Raw genomic sequence first — 26,915 nt, 5'->3', positions numbered from 1 at the left:
CGTGCCCCTGCCGACTGGAAAGGTGGACCCGTGCTAGCGATCGTATGCCCAGGACAGGGATCCCAGAAGCCCGGAATGCTCAGCGACTGGCTTGAGCTGGACGGCGTCCGTGAAGACCTGAGCGTTGACGCGCAGCTCGCCGGCCTTGACCTCATCGTCCACGGCACCGAATCCGGCGAGGACGCCGTGCGCGACACCGCCGTCGCCCAGCCCCTCATCGTCGCGGCGTCCCTGATCTCCGCGAAGGCTCTCGGCCTCACCGCCCATCAGCTGGGGGAGAGGCCGGAGCGGGTGCTCATCGCCGGGCACTCCGTGGGAGAGATCGCCGCCGCGGCCATTGCGGGCACCATCACCCGTGAGGACGCGTTCCGGCTGATCAGCGTGCGCGGCAGCGCCATGGCAGAGGCATCAGCCGCCGAGCCCACCGGCATGGCCGCCGTGCTGGGCGGCAAGGAGGACGAGGTGCTCGCCGCTCTCGAGCAGGCCGGGCTGTCTCCCGCCAACGTGAACGGGGGAGGCCAGATCGTCGCAGCCGGCTCCGAGCAGGCCATCACCGCGCTGACGGAGAACCCGCCCGCCCGTGCCCGGGTCATGCCGCTGAAGGTCGCAGGCGCGTTCCACACCAGCTACATGGCCCCCGCCAAGGACAAGCTTGCCGAGGCCGCTGAGCAGGTCCGGGCCGAGGATCCCGCTCTGCCGCTGCTCTCCAACCGTGACGGCCAGCAGGCCATCGCCGGCGCGGACGTCATCAGCCGCATCGTGGACCAGGTCACCCGGCCGGTCCGGTGGGACCTCTGCATGGAGACCATGAAGGACCGTGGGATCACCGGGATCCTCGAGCTTGCCCCCGGCGGCACCCTCGCCGGCCTCGCCAAGCGCGGACTGAAGGGCGTACCGTCCTTCGCTGTGACCTCGCCCGAGGACCTCACCGCCGCCCAGGACTTCATCGCCGAGCACACGGCCTGAGAAGAAGGACCAGAGACCGCCCCGTGACAGCCTCCCAGCCCCCCGCGCTGACCCAGCCCGCCCCCGTCGCCGGCACTGCCCTGCTCGGGCTCGGCGCACACCGCCCGGACGTCATCGTCGACAACGAGCAGGTCTGCCGGTGGATCGACTCCTCCGACGAATGGATCCGCAAGCGCACCGGCATCGTCACCCGGCACCGGGCACCTGCCGAGGTCTCCGTGGTGGACATGGCAGAGGGCGCAGCCCGGGAGGCCATCGACGACGCCGGGCTGGCGCCCGAGCAGATCGGCGCGGTCATCATCGCGACCGTCACCCACCCGTTCCAGACCCCCTCGGCCGCCGCGGCAGTCGCCGGGCGGCTGGGCATCGCCGCACCCGCCTTCGACATCTCAGCGGCCTGCGCCGGCTACTGCTACGGCATCGGCCAGGCCGACGCGCTGGTCCGGTCCGGCCTCGCCGAGCACGTGCTGGTGGTCGGGGTGGAGAAACTCTCCGACTTCATCGACAAGCATGACCGCTCCATCAGCTTCCTCCTCGGAGACGGAGCGGGCGCGGCCGTCGTGGGGCCCTCCGAGGCCCCGGGCATCTCCAGCAGCATCCTCGGCTCCGAAGGGGACAAATGGGACACCGTCTCCATGGACTCCTCGCTGCTGCGGCTGCGCGACACTCTCGCCGAGGCTCAGGCCAGCGGCGACGCCGCCGCCCTCCTGGACGCTGAGTCCCGGCTGTGGCCCACCCTGCGCCAGGAGGGACAGACCGTCTTCCGCTGGGCCGTGTGGGAGATGGCCAAGGTCGCCCAGCGGGCGGTGGACGCCGCCGGCATCCAGCCCGAGGACCTGACCGCGTTCGTCCCGCACCAGGCGAACATTCGGATCATCGACGAACTTGCCAAGCAGCTCAAGCTTCCCGAGCACGTCCTCATCGGCCGCGATATTGTCGAAGCTGGCAACACCTCTGCGGCTTCTGTGCCCCTGGCCCTGCACCGGCTGCGGGCAGAGAACCCACAGATCTCGGGCGGGCTGGCCCTGCAGATCGGCTTCGGAGCCGGTCTGGTCTACGGGGCCCAGGTCGTCCGCATCCCATAAGAGACTCACCCGAAACCCCAACCCGAAAGGAGCCCACCGTGGCTGACAAGGACGCAATCCTGGCAGGCCTGGCCGAGATCGTTGAGGAGGAGACTGGCCTGGAGACCGACGAGGTCCAGCTCGACAAGTCCTTCACCGAGGACCTCGACATCGACTCCATCTCGATGATGACCATCGTGGTCAACGCCGAGGAGAAGTTCGACGTGAAGATCCCCGACGAGGAGGTCAAGAACCTCTCCACCGTCGGCGACGCCGTCAACTACATCGCGAACGCCCAGGGCTGACCCTCGCGCATTCGCTCACACACCCAGCAACGCCCCGGAGGAACCTTCAGCAATGTCTAAGAAGCTTGTCATCACCGGACTCGGCGCCACCACACCCATCGGCGGCGACGTGCCCACCCTGTGGCAGAACGCGCTGGCTGGCACCTCCGGGGCGAACACGCTGGAGTACGACTGGGTGGAGCAGTACGAGCTGCCCGTGACCTTCGCCGCCGAGGCGAGCATCGACCCCAAGGAAGTGCTCGCCAAGCCGGAGGCCAAGCGGATGGACCGCTCCACCCAGCTGGGAATGGTCGCCTCCCGGGAGGCATGGGCTGACGCCGGCCTCTCCGGCGACCCGGAGGAGAACGGCATCGACCCGCTTCGGTTCGCCGTCTCCTTCGCCACCGGCATCGGCGGGGTGTGGACTCTGCTGGATGCCTGGGACACCCTGCGCGAGAAGGGTCCGCGCCGGGTCCTTCCGATGACCGTGCCGATGCTGATGCCCAACGGTGCAGCCGGTGCCATCAGCCTGGAGTTCGGCGCCCGCGCCGGCGCCCGCACCTCCGTCTCGGCCTGCGCCTCCGGCGTGGAGTCTCTGGTGCTCGCCATCGATATGCTCCGCCGGGGCGAGGCTGACATTGTTCTGGCAGGCGGCACCGAAGGGTCCATCCACCCGCTGCCGCTGGCCGCCTTCGGCAACATGCAGGCGCTCTCCCGCCGCAACGATGACCCGGCCGCCGCATCCCGGCCCTACGACGTCGACCGCGACGGCTTCGTCATGGGCGAGGGCGCCGGCGCTCTGGTCATCGAGACCGAGGATCACGCCAAGGCCCGAGGCGCCGCCATCTACGCTGAGCTGGCCGGCGGATCCGTGACCTCGGACGCCCACCACATCACAGCACCTGACCCGGAGGGCCTCGGCGCTACGCGTGCCCTCCACGCAGCCCTGGAGTCCGCCGGCGCGGCGCCCACCGACGTCACTCACGTCAACGCGCACGCCACCTCCACTCCCAAGGGCGACGTGCCTGAGTACACGGCTATGAAGTCGGCCTTCGGGGACCACATTGAGAGCATCTGCGTCTCAGCGACCAAGTCGCAGACCGGCCACCTGCTCGGCGCCGCCGGTGCGGTGGAATCCGTGCTGACCGTGAAGGCGCTTGCCGACCGCAGGGCACCGGTGACCATCAACCTGGACAACCAGGACCCGGAGATCCCCCTCGACGTCATCACCGGCGCTCCGCGCGAGCTCGGCGAAGGCGACCAGCTGGGCATCTGCTCCAGCTTCGGCTTCGGCGGCCACAACGCCGTCACGGCCTTCCGGACGGTGTAGCTGCACCGCAGTGAGATCCTCCTCAGGGAGGAGTCGGGGACTTTCCTCCAGCATTTAGTGTGGATGCGATGAACGGTTCGCAGCACACTCCGGCCCTTGAGATCAGCGGGCTCACGAAGCGCTTCGGTCCCAAGACTGCGGTGAGCAGCCTCAGCATGACCGTTCCTCGCGGGTCCTTCTACGGCTTTGTGGGACCCAACGGAGCGGGCAAGACCACTGCGCTCTCCATGGCGACCGGCCTGCTGCGGCCCGACGCCGGCACGGTGCAGATCGCGGGCATCGACGTTTGGGCGCATCCCACTGAGGCCAAGCGGCGCATCGGCGTGCTCGCTGACGGCGTCGTCCTGTTTGAGAAGCTCACCGGCGAGCAGCTGGTCACCTACGCTGGTCTGCTGCGCGGCATGGACAGGCACACCGTCGCTGAGCGGACCGCCGACCTGCTGCGGGTCCTGGGACTGGAGGAAGCCGCGGGCAAGCAGGTGCAGGACTACTCAGCAGGAATGACGAAGAAGATCGCCCTGGCCTCAGCCATGGTCCACGCCCCTGAGCTGCTGGTGCTCGACGAGCCCTTCGAAGCAGTCGATCCGGTCTCCGCGCGCACCATCCGCGGACTGCTGGACAGCTTTGCGGCTTCCGGCGGCACCGTGATCCTCTCCTCCCATGTGATGGAGCTGGTGCAACGGATGTGCAGCCACGTGGGGATCATCGCCGAAGGGGAGCTGAGAGTCGCCGGCAGCCTGGATGAGGTCTCGGGCGAGCGAGACCTCGAATCCGTGTTCGTCGAGCTGGTGGGCTCCGACGGCGCAGGGGAGGGGTTGGAATGGCTGAGGGGCTGAGCGTCCGCTCCCAGATCGCCGCGCTCCTGCGCCTCAAGCTGACGCTGAGCTGGAATGCCCTGGGCAGCTCCGTCTGGGGCGTGCTGGGAATGGTGCTCCTGCTGGTCTTCGGCGGCATGGCAGTCATCGGCCTCAACGTCTACATGTTCAGCGTGGGAGGGTCCGGCATCTTACAGGAGGCTTCTGCCGCGGCTGTGCTCGCAGGCAGCGCCGTGACCCTGCTGTGGCTGGTGGTTCCTGTCTTCTCCTCGGACCGGCTGATGGACCCCAAGCAGTTCGTGAGCTTCGCGGTGCCGCGCAGGGTGCTGGTGCTCGGGCTGACGCTCGCCGGCATGCTCAGCATCGGGATGGTGCTGACCCTCGGGTGGATGGCGGCCCACGTGCTGGCCTGGCGCTCCTCGGCAGCAGCGGTGAGCGTCGCACTGCTGACCCTGCCCCTGATCGTCGTGATGCTGGGGCTGCTTCACCAGGCGACTGCCTCCGCTACCGCCGCATGGCTCTCAGGGCGCCGCTCTCGGGATGTGCTCTCCGTTCTGGGGCTGTGCGCCATGGTGGGGATGTATCCGATCACGCAGGGTGTCCTGGTGGCCGCCCAGACGGCGGCGGAGGCGGCCGCGGCCATTTCTGTCTGGTTGGCGTGGACCCCATTGGGCGCGGTCTACGCGGTCCCCGCAGACGCCGCCTCCGGCGAGTGGGGCGCTCTTTCAGGGCGTCTGGGCATCGTGGCGGCCGCCTGCGGCGCAGCGCTGGTGGTGACCCGTGCCGCTCTGATCTCCATCACCGAGCGGCCCCGCGGCAGCGGCCGCACCGCCAAGGACGCCCGACAGGGGCGAGTGGGGCTCCTGGGCCGCTTCCCCGCCACGCCTGTCGGTGCGGTCGCGGCCCGTCAGCTGACGTACTGGATCAAGGATCCGCGCTACAGCGCGGGCCTTGCGATGATTCCGATGATGGCGGCCCTGGCGGTCTTTATGTCGCTGCAGACCGACAGCAGCTGGATGCTCTACGCCCTGGGGCCGTTCATCGCATGGATGCTGGCGTTCTCCGCCAGCGCCGACATTGCCTATGACCACACTGCCTTCTCACTGCACGTGACCTCGGGGGTCAGCGGCTGGGCAGACCGGACAGGCCGTCTGCTGGCGGTGCTCTGCTTCGGTGTCCCGGTGAGCCTTCTCGCAGCGGCGCTCCCCGTGGCGCTGATCGGCACTGCGGAGCAGGCCATTGTGCTGTCGGCCGTGTCTGTGGGCTGTCTGCTGACGATGCTGGGGCTTTCGGCGGTGTTCTCCGCCCGCATGCTCTACCCGGTCCCGAAGCCCGGCGATTCGCCCACGCAGACTCCGCAGGGCTCGATGGGGCGCTCCATGCTGGTGATGACGATCACCAGTGCCCTGACCGCTGTGCTGCTCCTGCCGGAGTTTGTTCTGCTGGCGGTGTGGAATCTCGCCGACAGCGCGGTGTGGGCCTGGGCGCTGGGGCTCGTCGCAGTGGTGAAGGGGGCCGGGACGATGATCGCAGGCATCTCCATCGGCGCCAAGGTGTACGACGACGAGCTCGCCGACATCTATCAGAAGGTCGCCGCCCAGTGATGTGCTGGGCCGGAGGCGGCGGAGATCAGAGCGTCCTGAGCAGCCTGAGGGTCTCGTCCAGGTCGCGGGACTCGGCCGGCGCTGCCTCAATGATGTGCTGGATGGTGAGCCCGCTGCCCAGCAGGAAGCTGGTGCGCGACGGCGCTCCCTTCGCCTGTGAGAACGCGCCGTAGGATTCGGAGATCGCCCCGTGCGGCCAGAAGTCGCTGACCAGCTGCAGGCCGGGCGGAGCGCCGAGCTCCTCCGCGAAAGCGCGCAGCGTGTGCACAGCGTCGCAGGAGATCGCCAGCACCGCGGCACCCGTGGCGCGGACCTCATCCCAGCGGGCGGCGATCTCCGCCAGCTCGGAGCCGCAGACCCGGCTGAACGCGAACGGGTAGAACATCAGCAGCGCCGGGGCGCCCAAGGATGACAGCTCCACGGGTTCGCTGTGCTGATTCCGCGCGGAGAAGTCCGGCGCGGCAGAGCCCGCAGCGGGCTCCCGCCTCGTCATCCTCAGAAGGATTTCCGGTGGACCAGTCGGGACGCTGCCCAGTTCTCGCTGACCCCAGCGGAGGTCGTCACGTGAAGGCCTGCATTGGGGGCGGCGTCCTGAATCTCCACCGGGGCCACGTAGCCGTCGCGGCCCTTGCGGGGCGTCAGCAGCCACACCGCACCGTTCTCGTCCAAGGTCGTCAGGGCGTCCATCAGCGAGTCGGTGAGGTCATCGTCGCCCTCGCGGAACCAGAGCAGGACGGCGTCGACCACCTCCTGCTCGTCCTCATCGATGAGGGGTTCGTCGAGCAGCTCCTCCAGCCCGTCGCGGAGAGAGTCGTCGACATCGTCGTCCGCCCCGATCTCCTGCACCAGCGAATCCGCACTGAGGTGCAGCTCCTCGAGGAGCGATTCCTGGCCCGCAGTCTTGGCGGACGCTTCCTTTCCTGGTTGCTTCAGTGACTGTGCCACATGCACCACGTTACGCCAGAGAGGCCCTTCCACGGTGCACTGAGACGGGATGTGAAGACGTTCAGCTCATCCTCTGTTCCCGGTAGAGTGAATCCGAACTGCACCCGCCACACCCCGGCGGGGCTCCAAGCGACCGGTCTGACGCACCCCCGTGGGCCGGCCCGAGGACGAAAGGTGACCACTGTGAGCGCTGGCGAAGAGAACTCCCACATCCGCAGCGGCCTGACCAATCAGCTGCCCGACATCGACCCGGAGGAGACCGGCGAGTGGCTGGAGTCCTTCGACCAGCTGGTCGAAGCTCACGGCACTGAGCGCGCCGAATACATCATCCGCACCCTGCTGCAGCGTGCCGGCGCCAAGTCGATCGGGGTGCCCATGGTCACCACCACTGACTACGTCAACACCATTCCCAAGGACCAGGAGCCGGACTTCCCCGGGGATGAGGAGATGGAGCGGCGCTACCGCCGCCTGCTCCGCTGGAACGCCGCGGTCATGGTGCATCGTGCCCAGAAGGAGGACATCGCCGTCGGAGGCCACATCTCCTCCTACGCCGGCGTCTCCACCCTCTACGAGGTGGGCCTCAACCACTTCTTCCGCGGCCAGGACCACCCCGGCGGCGGCGACCAGGTCTTCTTCCAAGGCCACTCCAGCCCGGGAAACTACGCCCGCGCCTACCTGGAGGGCCGCCTGACCGAGGATCACCTGGACGGCTTCCGCCAGGAGGTGTCCAAGGCCCCGCACGGGCTCAGCTCCTATCCGCACCCGAGGCTGATGCCGGACTTCTGGCAGTTCCCCACCGTCTCCATGGGCATCGGCCCCCTGAACGCGATCTACCAGGCCCAGTTCAACCGCTACCTGCACGACCGCGGCATCAAGGACACCTCTGAGCAGAGCGTGTGGGCCTTCCTCGGCGACGGCGAAATGGACGAGCCGGAGTCCCGCGGGCTGCTTCAGCTGGCCGCCAATGAGAAGCTGGACAACCTGAACTTCGTGATCAACTGCAACCTGCAGCGCCTCGACGGGCCCGTCCGCGGCAACGGCAAGATCATCCAGGAGCTCGAGGCGTTCTTCCGCGGCGCCGGCTGGAACGTGATCAAGGTGCTCTGGGGCCGCGAGTGGGACGGTCTGCTGGAGAAGGACGACGACGGCGAACTTGTCCGTGTCATGAACGAGACCCTCGACGGCGACTACCAGACCTACAAGGCGGAGTCGGGCGAGTTCGTCCGTGAGCACTTCTTCGGCCGCTCGGAGAAGACCAAGGAGATGGTCGCCGGCATGTCTGACGACGACATCTGGAACCTCAAGCGCGGCGGTCACGATTACCAGAAGGTCTATGCGGCCTACAAGGCAGCGGCGGAGACCAAGGGCAAGCCGACGGTCATCCTCGCGCAGACCATCAAGGGCTACGGCCTGGGCCCCAGCTTCGAGGGCCGCAACGCGACCCACCAGATGAAGAAGCTGACCGTGGATGACCTCAAGCGCTTCCGCGACACCCTGCGCATCCCCGTCAGCGATGAGGAGATCGACGCTGACCCGTACAACGTCCCCTACTACCATCCCGGGGAGGATGCCGACGAGGTCGTCTACATGCGTGAGCGCCGCAAGGAGCTCGGCGGAGTGGTGCCGGAGCGCCGAACCGGGGGCAAGACCATCGAGCTGCCCGGCAAGAAGGCCTACGCTGGGGCCAAGAAGGGATCCGGCAAGAACAAGGCCGCCACCACCATGGCGTTCGTCCGGCTGCTGAAGGACCTGATGAGGGAGAAGGACTTTGGCCAGCGGGTGGTGCCGATCGTCCCGGACGAGGCGCGCACCTTCGGCATGGACTCCTTCTTCCCCACCGCGAAGATCTACAATCCGAAGGGGCAGAACTACCTTTCGGTGGACCGTGAGCTGATGCTCGCCTACAAGGAGTCCCCGCAGGGCCAGCTGCTGCATCCGGGCATCAACGAGGCCGGCGCCACCGCCGCGTTCACCGCCGCGGGCACCAGCTACTCCACCCACGGCGAGCCGATGATCCCGCTCTACATCTTCTACTCGATGTTCGGGTTCCAGCGCACCGGCGACTCCTTCTGGGCCGCCGCCGACCAGATGACCCGCGGGTTCATCATCGGGGCCACCGCGGGCCGCACCACGCTCACCGGTGAGGGCCTGCAGCACGCCGACGGGCACTCCCCGCTGCTTGCGGCCACCAACCCGGCCGTGAAGCACTTCGACCCGGCCTACGGCTACGAGATCGCCCACATCATGGAGCACGGCCTCTACGAGATGTACGGCGACCACGACGGCGACCGCAACGTCATGTACTACATGACGGTCTACAACGAACCGGTCCTGCACCCCGCTGAGCCGGAGAACCTCGACGTCGAAGGCCTCAAGGGCGGCATCTACAGGCTCAAGGAATCCGAGGCTCAGGGCCCCAAGGCTCAGCTGCTCGCCTCCGGCGTCGCCGTCCCGTGGGCGCTCGAGGCCCAGGAGCTGCTCGCCGAGGACTGGGGCGTCTCCGCCGATGTGTGGAGCGTGACCAGCTGGAACGAGCTGCGGCGCGAGGCCGTCAGCGCCCAGGAGGCCGCGATGCTGGAGTCCGGCCGTGAGGCGAAGGTCCCGTTCCTCACCCGTCAGCTCGAAGGCGCGGAGGGGCCCATCATCGCCTCCACCGACTTCGCCACCGCGGTGCCGGACCAGATACGCCAGTTCGTGCCCAACGAGTTCGCGACCCTGGGCGCGGACAGCTTCGGATTCTCCGACACGCGCGCCGCCGCGCGCCGGCACTTCAAGATCGACGCGCACTCCATGGTTGTCCGCACTCTGCAGATGCTCGGGAAGGGCAAGGAGGCCGAGGAGGCCATGGAGAAGTACCAGCTCTCCGACCCGACCGCCGGCACCAGCGGCGAAGCCGGCGGCGATGCCTGAGCCGGTCCCCGCGACGTAGTGCAGAGTAAGGGCGGCTCCTCAGGAGCCGCCCTTACTCGTTCTGCCCCTCGGGAAGGGCGGGCTCGGGGTCCAGGTCCTCGCCGTCGAGGGTCTGCTCGTAGTCCAGGCACTCCCGCGTCTGGTCAATCTCGGCGACGGCGGGGGAGAGAGCCGGCATGGCGGTTGCCGAAGAGACCGCCTCCAGCCCCAGCAGGACCTCCACGGCCGGCTCCCGGCCGAACGTCACCGCCTGGTAATGGTCCTGCTGCTCCAGGAAGACCCAGTCCACGCCGTCGATCCGCTGGCAGGGCTCATCGGTGGCGCCGATCGGCTCCACCCCGCAGCGCAGGACCACATCGGAGGGGTCCCCCCAGGCGCTGGTCCCCTGGGAGTCAGTGGGGCGCTGCGTGCTCTCCCCCAGATCTTCCGGCAGCTGCAGCATCACCTCCGCGCAGACCGGATCGTGAGCCTCGGGGGCAGGCTCCACGCTGGCGGTGGAGGCACAGGCGGAGGCGCCCAGCATGACGGCGAAGAGGGTCCCCGCCGTCGTGGTCGTGCGGTGTGTCCTGGGGCTCAGGCGGGGATTCTTAGGCATCAGGGGTATTCTGCTATGTCAACAGCATCTGCGCCATGCTCGGAATGAACGCCCGCTTATGATCCTCGCACCACCGGCGCACCAGCACTAGGAGAACGAATGACGGCTGCTCCCCCTGGACCTCCGCGGCACGGCGGCTATGGAGGCCCCCCTCCGGACGACAGCTTCTACTTTCAGGACGGCCCCGGCCGTCCCCTGAACCCTGAGCGTGCCCGCCAGAAGCGCAACGGACGGATTGTGCTCAGCGTCATGGCGCTGCTTGTGATCGGCGCGCTCGTCGCCGCCGGCGCCTACCTCTTCTCGCTGTCCCGGGCGTACTCGGATAATGTGAACCACTTCCCGCCGACCGCGGACGGTGAGCAGGACACGGTGAGCCCGCCCGAGGAGGACCGGCCCGAGCCCAACGACGACGGCACCATCAACATGCTGCTGCTCGGCTCGGACGACGGCGGCGGATCCGGCGCCGACGAGAATCTGCCCCGCGTTCCCGGCGGCGGCCGCAGCGACACCATGATGTTCATCAACATCCCGGGGGACCGCAGCGGCGTCAACGTGCTCTCCATTCCGCGTGACCTGTGGGTGGAGGTGCCCGGCGGCTACGGCTGGCACAAGGTCAACGCTCCCCTGGCCCTGGCCGATCCGCAGGGCCCGTGGCTGACCGTCGCCACCGTCGAGCAGCTCTTCGACGCTCGCATCGACCACGTGATGGCCATTGATCTCGAGGGCTTCACCGGCCTGGTGGAGGACCTCGGCGGCGTCACCGTGAACAACCCGCAGGACACTCCCTTCGAGCAGTACGGGTACACCTTCACCCCCGGCTCCCACGATATGGACGCCGAGCAGGCCGAGGCATTCGTCCGGCACCGCTCCAGCTTCGCCCAGGGCGACCTGCAGCGAGTCCAGAACCAGCAGGCGCTGGTCAGGGCGGTCATCAACGAGGCCGCCAGCCCCAGCACCCTGGCCAACCCGGTCCGGGTGCACGACATGATCGGCACCTTCTCCTCCCACCTGGTGGTGGACGAGGAGCTCGGATCCGGCGCGGCGGGCGAGCTGGCCTTCTCGATGCGCGGCGCCGCCCAGAATCTGAGCTTCGGCACCCTGCCCAACGGCGGCCACGGCTACTCATCGGACGGCCAGTGGATCTTCCACCAGGACGAGTCCGCCATGACTGAGATCGCCCGGCATATCGACGAGGGCACTCTGGACGAGTACCTCTCCGCACTCGACTAGGAGCCGGCCCTCTCTTCGATGGTCATCGAACCGCAGACGCCGCTGGACCGTGTCCTCGGGAAGAGGACCGCCGCAAAGCTGGACAAGGACCTCGGCCTCACCACGGCCAAGGACCTGTTGGACCACCTGCCGCGCCGGTGGGTGGCCTACGGGCAGCTCTCGAGCTTCGCAGATCTGGTCGAGGGCGAGCACGTGAGCTTCGTCGCTGAGGTGACCGGGCAGTCCGAGCGGCGGATGCAGCGTCGCCGGGGCACCCTGGTCGAGGTGACGGTCGCCGACCAGCAGGGGCGGAGCCTTCGGATGGCGTTCTTCCAGGGGTACCAGGCCAAGTCCCGGCTCAAAGCGGGAACCTCGGCCGTCTTTCACGGCAAGGTGGGCTCCTACGGCGGCCAGCTCACCCTGAACAACCCCGACTTTGAGGTGATCGCCGCAGAGGAGGGGGCCGCCGACGCCCAGGCGGAGCTGAGGCAGGGGCCGATGCCGCTGTACCCGGCCACCTTGGGCGTCTCCTCGCCGACCATCCGGCGGTCGGTGGAGATCCTGCTCGATGCCGCGGCGCCGCAGAGCTGGCCGGACCCGGTGCCCGAGTCAGCGGCTGCGCAGCACGGCCTGCCCCGCCAGGCGGAGGCGTATCGGCTGGTTCACCGCCCGGATGCCTCCGGAGAGCACCGCCGCGGCCTGGACTACTTCCGGTTCCAGGAGGCTCTGCTGCTCCAGGGTGTCAGGCATCGGCAGCGGGAGGCCGCGGAGGCGGTGCCTGCGGCCGCCTATCCGCCGCATCCCGACGGTGTGCTCAGCGCCTTCGACGCTGGGCTGCCGTTCGCGCTCACCAGGGGCCAGCAGCAGGTGGGTGAGGCTCTCGCCGCGGACCTCTCCGGCGAATCCCCGATGAACAGGCTGCTGCAGGGCGAAGTGGGCTCCGGCAAGACCCTGGTTGCCCTGCGCGCCATGCTGCAGGTGGTCGACGGCCACGGGCAGGCAGTGCTGATAGCCCCTACCGAGGTGCTCGCCGCCCAGCACGAGAGATCCCTGCGCCGCATGCTGGGCGAACGTGTCGGCGTTGGCCTGCTGGGCCCGGAGGCGTCTGGAGCCTCCGTGCAGATCACCCTGCTGACGGGCTCAATGCCCGCGACTGCCCGCAAGCAGGCCCTGCTGGACATCGCCTCGGGGGCGGCCGGGATCGTCATCGGAACCCATACGGTGCTGCAGGAGACGGTCAGCTTCGCGGAGCTGGGACTCGTCGTCGTCGATGAGCAGCACCGGTTCGGCGTCGACCAGCGCAATGCCCTGCGCCAGCGGCACACCCCCAGCCCGCACATGCTGGTGATGTCCGCGACCCCCATACCCCGGTCGGTGGCGATGGCAGTCTTCGGGGATCTCGAACTGACCGCCCTGGAGGGCCTGCCCGGCGGGCGCCACCCTGTGACCACGCACCTGGCGCCCATCAGCAGGGGACCCCAGTGGGTGGACCGAGTCTGGCAGCGGCTGGCGGAGACAGCCGCGGCAGGGCATCAGGCCTATGTGGTCTGCCCCAAAATCACTGACACGGAGGACCCGGACAATCCCGCCGCCTCGGTGGAGCGGATCTCGTCGGTGCTGGCCGAGCATCCCGCCACGGCTGGTCTGCGCCGCGCCGAGCTTCACGGGCAGATGAGCGCCGAGCGGAAGGAGCAGGTCATGGGCGCCTTCGAGCGTGGCCAGGTGGACGTGCTGATCTCCACCACCGTGATCGAAGTCGGCGTGGACGTTCCCAACGCCAGCCTGATGGTCATCCTCGACGCGGACAGCTTCGGCGTCTCGACCCTGCATCAGCTGCGCGGACGCATCGGCCGCGGCAGCACCGAGGAGAACCTCTGCCTGCTGGTCACCCGCCAGCCCGAGGACCACCCCTCCTTGGAGCGGCTGCACGACGTCGCGGCCTCCTCCGAGGGGATGGAGCTGGCCCGCCTGGACCTCGCGCGCCGCAGAGAGGGCGACATCCTCGGGGCTTCCCAGACGGGTCGCAGCCATAAGCTCAAGCTGCTCTCCGTGATCGAGCACGAGCAGGTCATCGCGCAGGCCGAGGAGAGCATCCGGGTGCTGACCGCCGAGGACCCCGCCTGGGATAATCACCCCGTGCTGCGGGACGCGGTGCAGGAATGGCTGGAAGAGCTCGGCGGCGGAATGAAGGAGGTCTAGTGGCACGGATCATCGCAGGCACGCAGAAGGGCCGTCGTCTCGCCTCGGTGCCGGGCGCGGGGACCCGGCCCACCTCCGACCGCGTCAAGGAGGCGCTCTTCTCCCGGCTGGAGGGGATCAACGCGATCGACGACGCCGTCGTGGCGGATCTCTACGCAGGCTCGGGGGCCCTCGGCCTCGAGGCTCTCTCCCGCGGAGCCAGGGCGCTTGAGGCGGTGGAGCGCGCCGAGGCCGCCTACCGGGTGCTGCGCCGCAACGCCGCGCCGTTCGGCGACGCCGCCCAGGTCACCAAAGGTGAGGCCCTCAAATACCTCGCCGCCCGGGCCGGGGACCCTATCGAGCTGCTCCTCATCGATCCGCCCTACGCCCTGGAGGAGGCAGATCTGGCCAAGGTGCTCGCTGCTGCCGCGCCGCAGCTGCATGAGGCGGCCACCGTCGTCGTCGAACGGGACGCGCGGGCCCCGGAGCCGGCGTGGCCTGCTGGCCTGGAGCTCTTCCACCACCGCTCCTACGGCTCCACAGCCCTGTGGCTGGCCGAGCCGGTCTGAGCCGGTGCGACCGGTAGAGTTGCACTGATCGGAGAGGAGCGGGCTTGCGCATCGTCTATATTCACCAGCACTTCAACTTTCCCTGGGAGCCGGGGTGGCAGCGGCCGTGGCAGTTCGCGCGCCGCCTGGTCCGCGCAGGGCACGAGGTGACGGTGATCTGCGGCGGCAGCAAGGCCGAAGAGCTTGAGCTCGAGGGTGTGACCATCCGCAGGCTGGCTGTGCCGTATGAGAACGCCATGCTGTTCCGGCAGCGCGTGCGCTCCTTCGTCTCTTTCATGGCGCGGGCCACGCTGCGCTCATCCCAGGCGGATGCTGACGTCGTCTTCGCCTCATCCACGCCGCTGACCACCGCCGTTCCGGGGATCATCGCCTCCAAGGTGCGCCGGGCGCCGTTCGTCTTCGAGGTCCGGGACCTGTGGCCGGAGGCGCCGGTCGCTCTCGGCTTCGTGAAGAACCCGGTCACCATCCGTGCCGCCCGCATGCTGGAGAAGCTCGCCTACCGCTCCGCCGAGCAGGTCATCGCTCTGTCCCCTGGGATGGAGGAGGGCGTCAGGCGGGTCTGGCCCAAGGCGAAGACCACCGTGGTGCCCAACGCCTCAGACGTGGAGAACTTCGCCGAGTCCCGCGGCCGCCGTCGGCAGGTGCGCACAGAGCTCGGATGGGGAGAGGATGACATCGTCCTCTTCTACGCGGGCAGCTTCGGCATCACCTATGACGTCCCCTGGCTGGTTCGCCTCGCCGGCGAGCTCCACCGGCGCGAGGCCCGCTTCCGGGTGGTCGCCTACGGGGAGGGCGCCGACACGGACCGGACCCGTGAGGTCGCCCGCAGCTACGGGCTTGAGGCGCTCACAGTGCTCCCGGGGAAGATCCCGCGCACGGAGATCGAGCGGATGCTTCCGGCCGCTGACTTCGCAGTGTCCACCCTGGTGGACAATCCCGCCCTGGAGATCAACTCGCTGAACAAAGTCTTCGACGCGCTCGCCGCGGCCCGACCGGTCCTGTTCAACCATGCCGGCTGGCTTCCCGAAATGCTCACCGAAGCCGGTGCCGGCTGGCAGCTGCCCAGGGATCCCGCCGAAGCCGCTGAGGAGCTCATCGTGCGCCTCGCCTCCGGCGAGATCGACGCCGAGGCGGGCTCCGAGGCTGCCCTGAATCTTGCCCGCGCAGAATTCGACAGGGACCTCCTTTTCACCCGCTTCCTCGCGGTGCTGGAAGAGGCGGCGGCCCCGAAGCAGGCGCCGAAGAATCCCTCCGGCATCCCCGCGGGAAGCCGCGCAGCCGCTGAGTGAAGGAGGAGTGAGGCTTTCCGCAGGGCCCGCTCGCGGCATATAGGGTGAGCCTATGTATTCGGCTGTCTGCCCTGGGACCTTTGATCCGCTGCACAACGGTCATGTGGAGGTGATCGCCCGGGCGGCGAACCTCTTCGACGAAGTCGTCGTCGCCGTGGCCACCAATTCATCCAAGCGGCCCCTGCTGGACCAGGAGGCTCGCCTTGAGATGGCCTCTCAGACCTTCGGATATCTGCGCGGCGTCAGCGTGAAGCCGCTGCCCTCCGGGATCCTCCTCACTGATTTCTGCAAGGAGGTGGGTGCCAGCGCGGTGGTGAAGGGCCTGCGCGGGCCTCAGGACTACAGCTATGAGGCGTCCATGGCGACGATGAATCGCCACCTCGCAGGACTGGAGACCATCTTCCTGGCAGCGGACGGCCGGCATTCTCACCTGTCCTCCACCCTGGTCAAAGAGGTGCACAGCCTCGGCGGGGACGTCTCCGAGTTCGTCCCGCGCGCGGTCCATCACCGTCTCGCAGGAAGTGCCTGACGAGACGCAGATCGTTCAGAAATCTCCCGGAAGGCGCTGATCCCGCGGGGTATGGTGTGCTCATGAGCTCCACGTCAAAGATTCGCAAAGCCGTTATTCCAGCTGCCGGACTCGGTACGCGTTTCCTGCCCGCCACCAAGGCGATGCCCAAGGAGATGCTGCCCGTAGTGGACGAGCCCGCCATCCAGTATGTGGTCGCGGAGGGCTCCCGGGCCGGGCTGGATGACATCCTGATGATCACCGGCCAGAACAAGAAGGCCATGGAGGACCACTTCGACCGGGCCCCCACCCTGGAGGCCGCCCTTGAGGCCAAGGGCGACTCCAAGAAGCTGGAGTCGGTGCAGAAGGCCACCCATCTCGGAGACATCCACTACGTCCGCCAGGGCGAGGCCAAAGGCCTGGGTCACGCGGTGCTCTGCGGCAAGCAGCACGTGGGCGACGAGCCCTTCGCCGTGCTGCTCGGCGATGACTTCATCGACCCGGCCGATGATCTCCTCACCCCCATGATCGAGGTGCAGCAGGCCCGCGGCGGATCCGTCATCGCCGTGATGGAGGTCGACAACGTCTCCGCCTACGGTGTCATTGACCCGGGCAGCGCTGACACCTCCGCCGAGGACGGCGTCGTGCCGGTGCAGGGCCTGGTGGAGAAGCCCGCCGCGGAGGACGCGCCCTCCAACCTGGCCATCATCGGCCGCTACGTGCTGCACCCGGCGATCTTCGCCGAGCTGGAGCAGACCGCGCCCGGCAAGGGCGGCGAGATCCAGCTGACCGATGCCCTCGAGGCCATGGCCAAGAAGCCGACTGAGGAGGGCGGGGGAGTCCACGCCGTCGTCTACCGGGGTCGCCGCTACGACACAGGCGACAAGCTCTCCTACATCAAGGCCGTAGTCACCCTGGCCTCCGAGCGTGAGGACCTCGGCCCGGATCTGCGCAGCTGGCTCAAGGACGAGTTCGTTCCAGGGCTGAGCTGACCCCCCCGGTTACGCCTCATGGCGCAGCCCTGGTAGAGTTGAGCGCTGTGATACATCCGCAGCAGACCTCTGCGCTGCATCCGGCCGGGTTGAGTGTGGACGTCAAAGAGCTCAGAGACAGTCCGGGCAGCAGTGAGACTGTGCAGCGGACAGTCGGGGCACCAGCAGACTTCGCGACCCCGCTGGTCAGCATCGAGGAGCACAGTGAGCTCGAGCTTGACCTGCGGTTCGACTCGGTCCATGAGGGTGTGCTGGCCACCGGCACCGCCTCTGGGCAGGTCGGCGGACAGTGCGGCCGCTGCCTGGACACCATCAGCTTCCCGCTGACGGTGGACGTCACGCAGCTGTTCGCCTGGCCTGAGAATGCGCGGGAGCAGGTCGACGAGGAGGATGAGGACGAGACCCGAGCGGTCGGCTCAGACCTCACCGTGGACCTGGAGCCGGTCCTGCGGGACCTGATGGTCTCCGCGCTGCCGTTCGCCCCGGTGTGCCGGGAGGACTGCCCCGGTCTGTGCTCCCAGTGCGGGTTCCGCATGGAGGATGACCCGGACCATGAGCATGAGCAGCTCGACCCTCGCTGGGCTGAGCTGGCCGGACTTGCAGCACAACTGAATGAGACCGATGACGAGGACCGCTCGTCGCACTGAAGACCTGACCTGACCGTCACCGAGAGAGAAGAGAGTAACCGTGGCTGTTCCGAAGCGGAAGAAGTCCCGTTCCAACACCCGTCACCGCCGCTCCCAGTGGAAGGCCCAGGTGCCTACCCTGGTCAAGACCGTGGAGAACGGCCGTGTCGTCTACAGCCGTCCCCACCAGGCCAAGCTGGTGACCGACTCTGCAGACACCCCTCTGTTCTACGAGTACAAGGGCCGCAAAGTCGCCGACGCCTGATTCAGGTGGCACCAACTGAAGAGCTTCTGGAGAGTCTCGGGGTCAGCATCGACCCCGAGACTCTTCGTCTTGCCCTGACACACCGGTCCTTCTCCTATGAGAACGACGGCATCCCCACCAACGAGCGCCTCGAGTTCCTCGGGGACTCCGTCCTGGGGCTCGCAGTCACTGACCACCTGTACCGCAGCTACCCGGACCTTCCTGAGGGTGACCTGGCCAAGCTGCGCGCCGCCCTGGTCTCCACCCGGGCGCTGGCGCGCATCGCCCGCCGTCTCGGCGTCGGCCGCCACATCAGGCTCGGGGAGGGGGAGCAGCGCACCGGCGGCGCGGAGAAGGACTCCATCCTCGCCGACACCATGGAGGCTCTCATCGGAGCCTCCTACCTCTCCACCGACGTGGACGCCGCCCGCCGGCTGGTGCTGCGCCTGGTCACCCCGCTGCTCTCCGACAAGGAGGCGATGACGGCGGGCAAGGACTGGAAGACCACGGCCCAGGAGCTCGCCGCCGCCCAGAACCTCGGAGAGATCCGCTACCTCGTGCAGGGTGAGGGCCCCGACCACAGCCGCACCTTCACCGCCACGCTGACCATCAGCGGCACCGAGTACGGCACGGGCGCGGGAAGCTCCAAGAAGGACGCCGAACGCGAAGCCGCACGACTCACCGTGGAGCAGATCAGCTCACCGGACGGTGAGGCGGATATTCTCACCCTCGTACTGGGACGAAGCTGAGGAGAAGCTGGTGACCGAAGAACCCTACCGGGCGCGCCGCGCCGCCGGCGGGGCACCCCCGCCGGCCTCGCCCCGGACCGAGGCCCCCAAGAAGGAGGGCGCACGCCGCCGCGGCTGGAAGATCGCCGGCATCATCATGGCCAGCCTGGCCGTGCTGGTGATCATCGCCGTCGTCGTCGCCTTCTCCTACCTGCGGAGCCTGCAGACCACCTTCGATGACAACCGCGAGACCATCGAGGGCCTCGATCTCGAGGACGACTCCGCCTACCGGACCCCCGAGGGCACCGTCAACATGCTGCTGATGGGAACCGACTCCCGCGGGGATGATGAGCAGGACTACAGGGACGCCACCGGCGAGGGGGCGGAGCGCTCCGACACCATGATGTTCGTGCACATCCCCGCCGACCGCTCCGGGGTCTACGTCATGTCGATCATGCGTGACCTCTGGGTCGAGGTTCCGGGCGAAGGCATGGGACGGGTCAACACCGCCTTGGGCCTCGGCGGCTACGAGCTCGCAGTCGACCTCGTCGAGGAGATGCTCTACACCCACATCGACCATGTCGCGGTCGTGGACTTCGAAGGCTTCTCCGACCTCACTGAAGCCCTGGGCGGGGTCTACATCGACAACCCCCACAGCTTCTCCGCCGGCCAGCGCAACCCCGCCTTCTACCCGGAGGGCACAATCCGCCTCGAGGGCAGCAGCGCCCTGCGCTACGTGCGTGAGCGGCAGTCCTTCCCGACGGGCGACTACATCCGCGTGGAGAACCAGCAGCGGGTGGTCCGGGCGATCCTGGAGCGTTTCCTCTCCGCGGAGACGCTCTCCAACCCGCAGCGCATCTACAGCGTGGTCGACGGCATGACCCCCTACCTGAGCGTGGATGAGGGGCTCAACGCTGAGACCGTGGCCGGCTACGCCCTGGACATGCGGGATGTGCGCAGCGACGACATCCACATGTTCACCATGCCTGCCGGCGAGCACGCCACCACCTCCGCCGGTGCGGAGGTCATCCTGCCGGACGACGAAATGATGAGCCTGCTGCGCACGTCCCTGGCCCAGGAGAACATGGGCGGGTTCATGGACTACATCGAGCTGGTCGAGCAGCACGAGAACGGCGAGTTCGGAGTTCCGGACGAGGCCGAGGAGGACGACCTCGACGAGGAGGAGGACGAGGACCCGGACGACGCTGGAGACTCGTCCGCGAGCGGGCGCTGATGACTCGGTCCCTCACCCCGGAGACCGTGTGGGTGCTGGTCTGCACCTACCGGCGCCCGGAGCTGCTGGCCGCGCTGCTGGAGTCTCTGGAGGCTGAAGGGGTGCAGCGCCTCATCCTGGTCGACAATGCTCCCCAGCCGGAGGCCGAGAGCCTGATGGCCGAGCATTTTTCCGGCGGCCTGTACGTGCACCAGCCCGAGCCGGGCCTGGTCAAGGCTCGCAACACCAGCCTGGAGGCGGTGCCCTCCGACGCTGAGGCGGTGGTCTTCCTCGACGACGACGAGCAGGTTCTGCCCGGCTGGTTCGACGCCCTGCTGGGCTGCGCTGAGGAGTCGGGAGCCGACGCCGTGGCCGGCCCCGTCCTCCCCGTGTTCGAGGACGGCGAGCCCGCGTGGACGGCCTCCTACGGCTATGTCCGCCGCACCGACCGACCCACGGGCCCGGGCCCCAAGCGGCTGGCCACAAACAACACGCTGGTCAGGGCGGAATGGTTCGCGCCGGCGGCCTCAGCCGGCCGAGGGTTCCGCTTCGACGAGACGTTCAACCTCACCGGCGGTGAGGACTCCGACCTCTTCGACCGGCTCCGTGAGGCGGGCGCTGTCTTCTGGTGGTGCGCAGAGGCGGCGGCGGCCGAGTATGTCCCGGCAGGCCGCGCCACCCAGGAGTGGCTGCGGGCCCGTGCGCTGCGCGGCGGCCACGTCCGGGCGCTGAAGCAGCGCCGCAGGGCCGGCTCCCGAGCGTCGGCCCAGCTGGTGGTCAGGGTCCGGATCGGAGCGGAGGGGCTGGGGCGGGCGATGTACGGCGCCCTGCGCCGAGCGGAGGCGAGGGCGCGTCGCCGCCCCATCAGCTACACGGACGACTACTACCTGTGCGAGGGACTCGGGATGGTGGCTTCGCTCATCGGCCGCGGCCGCGCAGAATACGCCCGGGACGAAGCTCCCCCGCGCCGGCGGCGCCCCTGACCCTCTCGGAGCCTTCGGCGGCTCGACGGCGGGCGGCTGCCGCCCAGGGTCTGAGGCCTTCGGCTGAGGGGATGCCGGGACGGCGGAAGAACGCCATGGTCTGGGGGTACCGCCAGCGGTGCTTCGACGGGTTCTCCACGTACACCTCGGCGATCTGCCGGAGCGTGGCGGCGGCCTGGTCCCGCTGATCCTTGGGGACGCGGCGGAACCTGCCCAGGTACCAGGCGAAGGCCCGTTCGAACCCGGTGCGCAGATAGACCGTCAGCAGCCCGTCCCGTTCCAGCCATTCCTTCTGCGCCCGCTCACGGATGAGGCATTTGGCGAAGTACTCGGCGGTGACGGTGTTGACCATCGAGCCGGGCACTTCTGCGTGGTACGTGTAGGTGTTCCCGGGATGGGCGGCGAAGCGCTCGGCTGCGGCGAAGACCTGCAGGAAGAACAGGGAGTCCTGTCCGGCGGCTCGGGGGATCTGCCGGATGCCGGTCTCCTGCAGCCAGTCGCGGCGGACGGCGATGGAGGAGAGGTTGCTGGGCCGGAACTTCGCTGCGGCGAGCACATCGGCTCCCGCGGTCCAGAGGCGACCGTGGAGGGCCTGGTGGGTGTAGTGCTTGAGGTTGTCGACCTGCTCGGTCCGGTCGCTGTAGCGGCGCAGCTGATTGCCGATGGCCAGCTGCGCCTCGGGGTGCTGGGCGAGGGTGCGGCAGAGCTCCCAGAGCCCGTCGCCGTGAGCTTCGTCGTCGGGGTCCAGAAACGTGATGCAGGGGGCTGAGGCGAGATCCTGGGCCTTGCTGCGGGGGCGGCCGCCGGCCCCCGAGCCGCCGTCGTCGAAGAAGTGGGCGCGCACGTTGGGGTGGGCTGCGGCGAGTTCGGCCACGGCCTCGCGGGTGGCGGCGTAGGTTGACCCATCGTCGACGAGGAGGATCTCCATCTCGCCGAAGTGAGGGGAGGCGGTGAGGGAGGGGAATGACGTGGTCCGCAGGAGCTCGCCGTTGTTGAACACGGGGATGACGACGCTCAGCTGATGATCCACGGGACCAACGCTACCGCGTACGCCTCCGCAGGACGCGAGCTTCAGGCCAGAGGCCGCTCTGCGGCAGACGTGAGGAAGGAGAAAATCCCCGATGCTTCAAGGGTGCAGACGGAAGGCCGAACTTCGAGAGGGGGTGACGGGAATCGAACCCGCGTAGCCAGCTTGGAAGGCTGGGGCTTTACCATTAAGCTACACCCCCGCGCAGAGCGCCTGTCCACTTTAGCATCTAGGCTGGGCGGGTGCCCAAACCGCGTGTTCGTTTTCAGATTCAGCCCACTGTTTCGCATTACCGGGAGCCGCTGATTCGTCAGCTGCTGCGCTCAGGCCGGCTCGCGATGGAGGTGGTGGGGCGGTTCTCGAACTCTGAGGCGGGTGAGGCTGAGCGGATCGAGTCAGCGTCCGAGGATGTCCTCCGCCGAGCGGCACCGGTCAGGACCCTGAGCGTGGGGCAGTGGTGGTGGCAGGTGGGCGATGCGGCTGCTGTGTGGCGGGGCGGCTATGACGCCTACGTGCTGGAGGGGCGTTTCTACACGGTGTCTGCCTGGGCGGCGGGTGCCGTGGGGAAGCTGCGCGGGCGCCGGGTCTTCCTGTGGGGGCACGGCTGGAAGCGGCCGGAGGCTGGTGCCAAGCGGCTGACCCGGCTGATGCTCTACCGGCTGGCGGACGGCCTGCTGGTGTACGGAGACCGGGCCAAGGAGCTGGGGGTTGAGTATGGGGTCCCGGCGGAGAAGATCCAGGTGGTCTACAACTCACTGTATTCGGAGTGCGCGCTGGCTGAGCCCGAGGAGCCCACGGGTGAGGACACCGACCCTCCGACGCTGATCTACTCGTCTCGGCTGACGGCCCGGCACCGGCTGGACTCGTTGGCGGAGGCCCTGGCCCACTGGCCGGAGAATCGTCCGCGGCCGCGCGTGATCGTGGTGGGGGACGGCTCGGAGCGGCCTCGGCTCGAGCGTCTCTTTGCGGAGAAGCAGGTGAAGGCTGAGTTCCTCGGGGCGGTGTACGACTACGACCGACTGCGGCAGCTCTACGCCCAGGCCGACCTTGCCCTCTCTGTGGGCGGGGCGGGGCTGAACGTCATCCAGGCGCTGAGCTTCGGGGTGCCGGTGGTCGCCGAGGCCGGCAGCCCGGACTCATCCCCGGAGATCGAAGCCGTGGTGGAGGGGGAGACCGGCCGCTACTACGACGGCACGGCCTCCCACCTCCGCACGGTCCTCGCCGAGACCCTCTCAGACCGTGTACGGCTGCGCGAGCTGGGTCGGCGAGGGGTCGGCCTCGTGCGCGGCCGCTACACCGCCGAACGTCACGCCGAGGCGATCGAGGAGGGGATCCTGAGGCTCATCTCTGATCGATGATCAGATTGGTCATGCGGGCGGTGGAGAGCCGCTTCCCCTCCTCATTGGTCATCACGATCTCGTGGCTGGTCATCTGACGGCCGAGGTTGATGGGGGTGCAGGTGGCATAGACCCAGCCTTCGCGGGCCTGCCGGTGGTGGGTGGCCCCGAGCTCAGTGCCGACCACAATCTTCTCCTCGTCCTTGAGGTTGATCCGCACGTGCAGCAGCGCGGCGATCGAACTGAGGGTCTCGGCCTGCAGCAGGTGGGCGCCGCCGTGCAGGATGCCGATGGTCTGCTCGTTGCCGGCCACGGGCATCCTGGAGACGATCTTCTCCGGACTCATCTCCTCGAACACCATCCCTGCCTTCGCGGACAGCGGGGGAGTTCCCTGGATCCTGAAGAACTGCCGGTACTCGGGTGGGAATCCCATAGCTGCCATGCGGGCATCACGCTCGGCGTCGTCGGGCACGGGGGTGGGGGCGGCAGGCATGGGGAATCCGGGCTGGTATTCGATCTTCTCGCTCATACCCCCACCCTACTGACTGCCTCTGCCGGCGGTAGGGTGGACACGTGACTTCTGAGGGCAACAAGCTGCTGGTGATCGACGGGCACTCCATGGCATTCCGCGCGTTCTACGCCCTGCCGCCGGAAGGGTTCCTCACCAGCTCCGGGCAGTACACCAACGCCGTGTACGGGTTCACCAACATGCTGCTGAAGCTCATCCGGGAGGAGCAGCCCACCCACGTGGTGCTCGCATTCGACCTCGACGCCCCCACGTTCCGGCACGAGTCCTACGACGAGTACAAGGACGGCCGGGACAAGGCGCCCGAGGAGTTCGCCGGGCAGGTCAGCCTCATCCAGCAGGTCGCCGAAGCCCTGACGATCCCCGCGGTCACGGTGGAGGGATATGAGGCCGACGACATCGTCGCCGCCTACGTCACCCAGGCCGAGGCCGCCGGCTGGCAGAGCCTCATCGTCTCGGGCGACCGGGACGCCCTGCAGCTGGTCACTGAGAGCACCCACCTGGACTACCCGACCACCGGCCTCTCCAAGACCCTGCGCCTGGACCCGGAGGGCGTGGAGGCCAAATACCTGGTTCCCCCGGCCCAGTACCCGGACCTCGCGGCCCTGGTGGGCGAATCCGCGGACAACCTGCCCGGGGTCCCCAAGGTGGGCCCCAAGACCGCTGCCAAGTGGATCGCGCAGTACGGCTCCACCCGCGGCATCATCGATCACGCCGAGGAGATCACGGGCAAGGCGGGGGAGAACCTGCGGGCCGCCCTCGACGATGTGGAGCGGAACCTCCAGCTCAATCTCCTGGTCCGCGACCTGGAGGTGCCGGTCGCACTGGAGGAGGCCATCCTCACCCCGCCGGACCGGGAGGCAGTCGAGCCGCTCTTCGACTCTCTGGAGTTCAACCAGATCCGCGAACGCCTCTTCGAGACCTTCGCCGCCCGCTTCCCCGATGCCGACCTCAGCGCCGAGCCGACTCATGCCCTTCCGCTGATCGGCATCGCCGCCGATGCCGATCAGCTTTCTGCCTTCCTCAGCGCCCACGAGGCCCCGCTGGGCCTCGCCGTCATCATCGACAAGTCCCACGAGTCGCTCTCCACCAAGGCCAAGCGCGACGACGCCGCACGCGCCGCAGAAGCCATCGCCGTCGTCATCGTCGCCCCCAGCGAGGACCCGGAGGAGCCCGCGCCCGGCATCGCCGTCTCCCTCACCGACGCTGACCAGGACCTGGAGACCGCACTCGCCGAATGGTTGGCGGAACCGGGCTCGCCCAAGCTGGTCCACGACTGCAAGGACGCCGGCAAGCGCCTCGCCTGGCGGGGCCTGCACCTGCGCGGGGCGGTGGAGGACACCCTCATCTCCGGATACCTGATCCAGCCGGACCGCCGCAGCTTCAGCTTCCCCGACCTGATTGCCCAGCACCTCAACGGCTCCGCGGAGCCCCAGGACTACATCGGCGGTGAGAAGTTCAAGGACGCGGAGAACGACGGCGCCCAGCAGTCCCTCTTCGACGAGGAGCCGCTGCCCGGAGTCTCCGAGGCGGACCTCGCGGCGGCCGCGGTCCATGGGATGCTGCTGCACCCGCTCTCCGCGGCTCTGCACTCCCAGCTCACCGAGCGGAAGGCGGAGCAGCTGCTCTACGAGCTGGAGATCCCCTTGGCCGAGATCCTCCTGCAGATGGAGCTCACGGGCATCGCCGTGTCCCAGGAGAAGCTCGCCGAGCTTGACGCAGAGTTCGAGCGGGCCATCGCCGAGTCCGCGGAGGCCGCCTACGCGGTGGTCGGCCACGAGGTGAACCTCGGCTCGCCCAAGCAGCTGCAGACCGTGCTCTTCGAAGAATTGGAGCTGCCCACCCAGGGGGTCAAGAAGAACAAGACCGGCTACTCCACCGACGTGGAGACCCTCCAGGACCTGCTGGCCAAGACGCAGAACGAGTTCCTGGTGCACCTGATGAACCACAGGGACTCCTCGAAGCTGCGGCAAACCGTCACGGGGCTGACCGAGGCGGTCGGCGACGACGGCCGGATCCACACCACCTACGCCCAGACGGTCGCGGCCACCGGCAGGCTCTCCTCGCTGCACCCCAACCTGCAGAACATCCCGATCCGCACCGCTGCCGGCCGGAAGATCCGCGACGCCTTCGTGGTGGGCCGAGGCTACGAGTCGCTGCTCACCGCCGACTACTCCCAGATCGAGATGCGCATCATGGCCCACCTCTCCGGGGACCGGGAGCTGATCGAGGCGTTCCGGGCCGGTGAGGACCTGCACAGCTTCGTCGGCGCCCGGGTCTTCGGCGTCGGCACCGAGGAGGTCACCCTTGAGCAGCGCTCCAAGGTCAAGGCGATGAGCTACGGGCTGGTCTACGGGCTCTCCAGCTTCGGGCTCTCCAAGCAGCTCGGCATCGGCGTGGACGAGGCCCGGGACCTGATGAATGAGTACTTCGAGCGCTTCGGCGCCGTCCGCGACTACCTGCGCGACATCGTCGCCCAGGCGAAGAAGGACGGGTACACCTCCACCATCTACGGGCGCCGCCGCTACCTGCCGGATCTCACCAGCGAGAGCCGCCAGCTGCGCCAGATGGCAGAGCGCGCCGCCCTCAACGCCCCGATCCAGGGCTCAGCGGCGGACATCATCAAACGCGCCATGATCGACGTCGACGCTGCCCTCGAGCAGGCTCAGCTCGGAAGCCGAGTGCTGCTTCAGGTCCACGACGAGCTCGTCCTCGAGGTCGCCCCGGGAGAGGCGGAGCAGGTCAGCCAGCTCGTGGTCGAGAAGATGGCGGGCGCGGCTGAGCTGGACGTTCCCTTGGACGTCAACCTCGGCACCGGGGCCACCTGGCACGAAGCTGCCCACTGAGCCCGTTCCCGCGGCTTGAGCGGGTTGCTCCGGCGATATAGACTGAACGGGCGCGTTCTGCGCACAGAGTCGATCCGACCTCTGACACAGAATATCTATTGTCATTTGTCCGTCGCTCAGTGCTAAG

The 26,915-nt window shown here is 68.3% G+C and carries 25 protein-coding genes and 1 tRNA gene; 20 read left to right on the top strand and 6 right to left on the bottom strand.

Features of this window, described 5'->3' with window-relative positions; genetic code table 11:
- Positions 1-30 precede the first annotated feature (30 nt).
- The 6 genes from FWJ47_RS09715 to FWJ47_RS09690 all read left to right on the top strand — a co-directional run bounded on the left by FWJ47_RS09715 (position 31) and on the right by FWJ47_RS09690 (position 6,063).
- A complete protein-coding gene (locus FWJ47_RS09715; protein WP_147107483.1) occupies positions 31-966 on the top strand; it encodes an ACP S-malonyltransferase in 936 nt (311 codons plus the stop codon).
- Between the two features lie 23 nt (positions 967-989).
- Complete coding sequence (locus tag FWJ47_RS09710) at positions 990-2,051, top strand: beta-ketoacyl-ACP synthase III (RefSeq protein ID WP_246126253.1); 1,062 nt, start codon at positions 990-992, stop codon at positions 2,049-2,051.
- Positions 2,052-2,089: 38 nt separating this feature from the next.
- On the top strand, positions 2,090-2,335 hold the full coding sequence (locus tag FWJ47_RS09705; protein WP_147107479.1) for an acyl carrier protein: 246 nt from the start codon (positions 2,090-2,092) through the stop codon (positions 2,333-2,335).
- Positions 2,336-2,387: 52 nt separating this feature from the next.
- Entirely contained in the window at positions 2,388-3,644 is a 1,257-nt protein-coding gene (locus FWJ47_RS09700; protein WP_147107476.1) for a beta-ketoacyl-[acyl-carrier-protein] synthase family protein, read from the top strand.
- 68 nt (positions 3,645-3,712) lie between these two features.
- Positions 3,713-4,480: an ABC transporter ATP-binding protein gene (locus tag FWJ47_RS09695; protein ID WP_147107472.1), complete on the top strand. Its 768-nt coding sequence runs from the start codon at positions 3,713-3,715 to the stop codon at positions 4,478-4,480.
- Entirely contained in the window at positions 4,465-6,063 is a 1,599-nt protein-coding gene (locus FWJ47_RS09690; RefSeq protein WP_147107469.1) for a hypothetical protein, read from the top strand. Before FWJ47_RS09695 ends, FWJ47_RS09690 begins: the two co-directional genes overlap by 16 nt.
- A gap of 25 nt (positions 6,064-6,088) precedes the next feature.
- On the opposite strand, the gene FWJ47_RS09685 is transcribed toward FWJ47_RS09690, so the two are convergent.
- Both FWJ47_RS09685 and FWJ47_RS09680 read right to left on the bottom strand, forming a co-directional pair.
- Positions 6,089-6,556, bottom strand: a complete 468-nt coding sequence (locus FWJ47_RS09685; RefSeq protein ID WP_147107466.1) for a redoxin domain-containing protein — start codon at positions 6,554-6,556, stop codon at positions 6,089-6,091.
- A gap of 2 nt (positions 6,557-6,558) precedes the next feature.
- Positions 6,559-6,933, bottom strand: coding sequence for a DUF3052 domain-containing protein (locus FWJ47_RS09680; protein WP_147109292.1), 375 nt, complete (start codon positions 6,931-6,933; stop codon positions 6,559-6,561).
- 258 nt (positions 6,934-7,191) lie between these two features.
- Here FWJ47_RS09680 and aceE point away from each other — a divergent pair, with 258 nt between their 5' ends.
- Positions 7,192-9,918 carry a pyruvate dehydrogenase (acetyl-transferring), homodimeric type gene (gene aceE, locus FWJ47_RS09675; RefSeq protein ID WP_147107463.1) on the top strand — a complete coding sequence of 909 codons (2,727 nt, stop codon included), beginning with the start codon at positions 7,192-7,194 and terminating at the stop codon, positions 9,916-9,918.
- Positions 9,919-9,970: 52 nt separating this feature from the next.
- On the opposite strand, the gene FWJ47_RS09670 is transcribed toward aceE, so the two are convergent.
- Positions 9,971-10,513 carry a DUF3515 domain-containing protein gene (locus tag FWJ47_RS09670; protein ID WP_147107460.1) on the bottom strand — a complete coding sequence of 181 codons (543 nt, stop codon included), beginning with the start codon at positions 10,511-10,513 and terminating at the stop codon, positions 9,971-9,973.
- A 99-nt stretch (positions 10,514-10,612) separates the two neighbouring features.
- Here FWJ47_RS09670 and FWJ47_RS09665 point away from each other — a divergent pair, with 99 nt between their 5' ends.
- The 11 genes from FWJ47_RS09665 to FWJ47_RS09615 all read left to right on the top strand — a co-directional run bounded on the left by FWJ47_RS09665 (position 10,613) and on the right by FWJ47_RS09615 (position 21,052).
- Positions 10,613-11,743, top strand: a complete 1,131-nt coding sequence (locus FWJ47_RS09665) for an LCP family protein (RefSeq protein WP_147107456.1) — start codon at positions 10,613-10,615, stop codon at positions 11,741-11,743.
- A gap of 18 nt (positions 11,744-11,761) precedes the next feature.
- Positions 11,762-13,921, top strand: a complete 2,160-nt coding sequence (locus FWJ47_RS09660; RefSeq protein ID WP_147107453.1) for an ATP-dependent DNA helicase RecG — start codon at positions 11,762-11,764, stop codon at positions 13,919-13,921.
- Positions 13,921-14,469, top strand: coding sequence for a 16S rRNA (guanine(966)-N(2))-methyltransferase RsmD (gene rsmD / locus FWJ47_RS09655; protein ID WP_211358994.1), 549 nt, complete (start codon positions 13,921-13,923; stop codon positions 14,467-14,469). Before FWJ47_RS09660 ends, rsmD begins: the two co-directional genes overlap by 1 nt.
- 44 nt (positions 14,470-14,513) lie before the next feature.
- Positions 14,514-15,758 carry a glycosyltransferase family 4 protein gene (locus FWJ47_RS09650; RefSeq protein ID WP_147107448.1) on the top strand — a complete coding sequence of 415 codons (1,245 nt, stop codon included), beginning with the start codon at positions 14,514-14,516 and terminating at the stop codon, positions 15,756-15,758.
- 52 nt (positions 15,759-15,810) lie between these two features.
- On the top strand, positions 15,811-16,287 hold the full coding sequence (gene coaD / locus FWJ47_RS09645) for a pantetheine-phosphate adenylyltransferase (protein WP_147107445.1): 477 nt from the start codon (positions 15,811-15,813) through the stop codon (positions 16,285-16,287).
- Between the two features lie 62 nt (positions 16,288-16,349).
- A complete protein-coding gene (gene galU, locus FWJ47_RS09640) occupies positions 16,350-17,258 on the top strand; it encodes a UTP--glucose-1-phosphate uridylyltransferase GalU (RefSeq protein ID WP_147107442.1) in 909 nt (302 codons plus the stop codon).
- 47 nt (positions 17,259-17,305) lie between these two features.
- Complete coding sequence (locus FWJ47_RS09635) at positions 17,306-17,905, top strand: YceD family protein (RefSeq protein ID WP_246126252.1); 600 nt, start codon at positions 17,306-17,308, stop codon at positions 17,903-17,905.
- A 40-nt stretch (positions 17,906-17,945) separates the two neighbouring features.
- Positions 17,946-18,149, top strand: coding sequence for a 50S ribosomal protein L32 (gene rpmF, locus FWJ47_RS09630; protein WP_147107439.1), 204 nt, complete (start codon positions 17,946-17,948; stop codon positions 18,147-18,149).
- Positions 18,150-18,154: 5 nt separating this feature from the next.
- A complete protein-coding gene (gene rnc / locus FWJ47_RS09625; protein ID WP_147107437.1) occupies positions 18,155-18,877 on the top strand; it encodes a ribonuclease III in 723 nt (240 codons plus the stop codon).
- A 10-nt stretch (positions 18,878-18,887) separates the two neighbouring features.
- Positions 18,888-20,090, top strand: coding sequence for an LCP family protein (locus FWJ47_RS09620; protein ID WP_147107434.1), 1,203 nt, complete (start codon positions 18,888-18,890; stop codon positions 20,088-20,090).
- Positions 20,090-21,052, top strand: a complete 963-nt coding sequence (locus tag FWJ47_RS09615; RefSeq protein WP_147107432.1) for a glycosyltransferase family 2 protein — start codon at positions 20,090-20,092, stop codon at positions 21,050-21,052. The genes FWJ47_RS09620 and FWJ47_RS09615 overlap by 1 nt, the downstream gene beginning before the upstream one ends.
- On the opposite strand, the gene FWJ47_RS09610 is transcribed toward FWJ47_RS09615, so the two are convergent.
- Together FWJ47_RS09610 and FWJ47_RS09605 are read right to left on the bottom strand one after the other, a co-directional pair.
- The gene (locus FWJ47_RS09610; protein WP_170228546.1) at positions 20,988-22,082 is read right to left on the bottom strand and encodes a glycosyltransferase family 2 protein; all 1,095 of its coding nucleotides are present in this window, start codon (positions 22,080-22,082) and stop codon (positions 20,988-20,990) included. The genes FWJ47_RS09615 and FWJ47_RS09610 overlap by 65 nt on opposite strands.
- A 128-nt stretch (positions 22,083-22,210) precedes the next feature.
- Positions 22,211-22,281, bottom strand: a tRNA-Gly gene (locus FWJ47_RS09605).
- A gap of 40 nt (positions 22,282-22,321) precedes the next feature.
- On the opposite strand from FWJ47_RS09605, the gene FWJ47_RS09600 reads away from it, so the two are divergent.
- A complete protein-coding gene (locus FWJ47_RS09600; RefSeq protein WP_147107426.1) occupies positions 22,322-23,437 on the top strand; it encodes a glycosyltransferase family 4 protein in 1,116 nt (371 codons plus the stop codon).
- Here the strand turns inward: FWJ47_RS09600 and FWJ47_RS09595 are convergent.
- Complete coding sequence (locus FWJ47_RS09595) at positions 23,421-23,945, bottom strand: hotdog fold thioesterase (protein ID WP_147107422.1); 525 nt, start codon at positions 23,943-23,945, stop codon at positions 23,421-23,423. The two genes, FWJ47_RS09600 and FWJ47_RS09595, sit on opposite strands and share 17 nt — an antisense overlap.
- Before the next feature lie 89 nt (positions 23,946-24,034).
- On the opposite strand from FWJ47_RS09595, the gene polA reads away from it, so the two are divergent.
- Positions 24,035-26,788 carry a DNA polymerase I gene (polA, locus tag FWJ47_RS09590; protein ID WP_147109285.1) on the top strand — a complete coding sequence of 918 codons (2,754 nt, stop codon included), beginning with the start codon at positions 24,035-24,037 and terminating at the stop codon, positions 26,786-26,788.
- Positions 26,789-26,915 lie beyond the last annotated feature (127 nt).

This window comes from Nesterenkonia populi (assembly GCF_007994735.1).
In the GTDB taxonomy this organism is placed as follows: domain Bacteria; phylum Actinomycetota; class Actinomycetes; order Actinomycetales; family Micrococcaceae; genus Nesterenkonia; species Nesterenkonia populi.
This window is presented reverse-complemented; position numbering and strand designations above follow the sequence as displayed.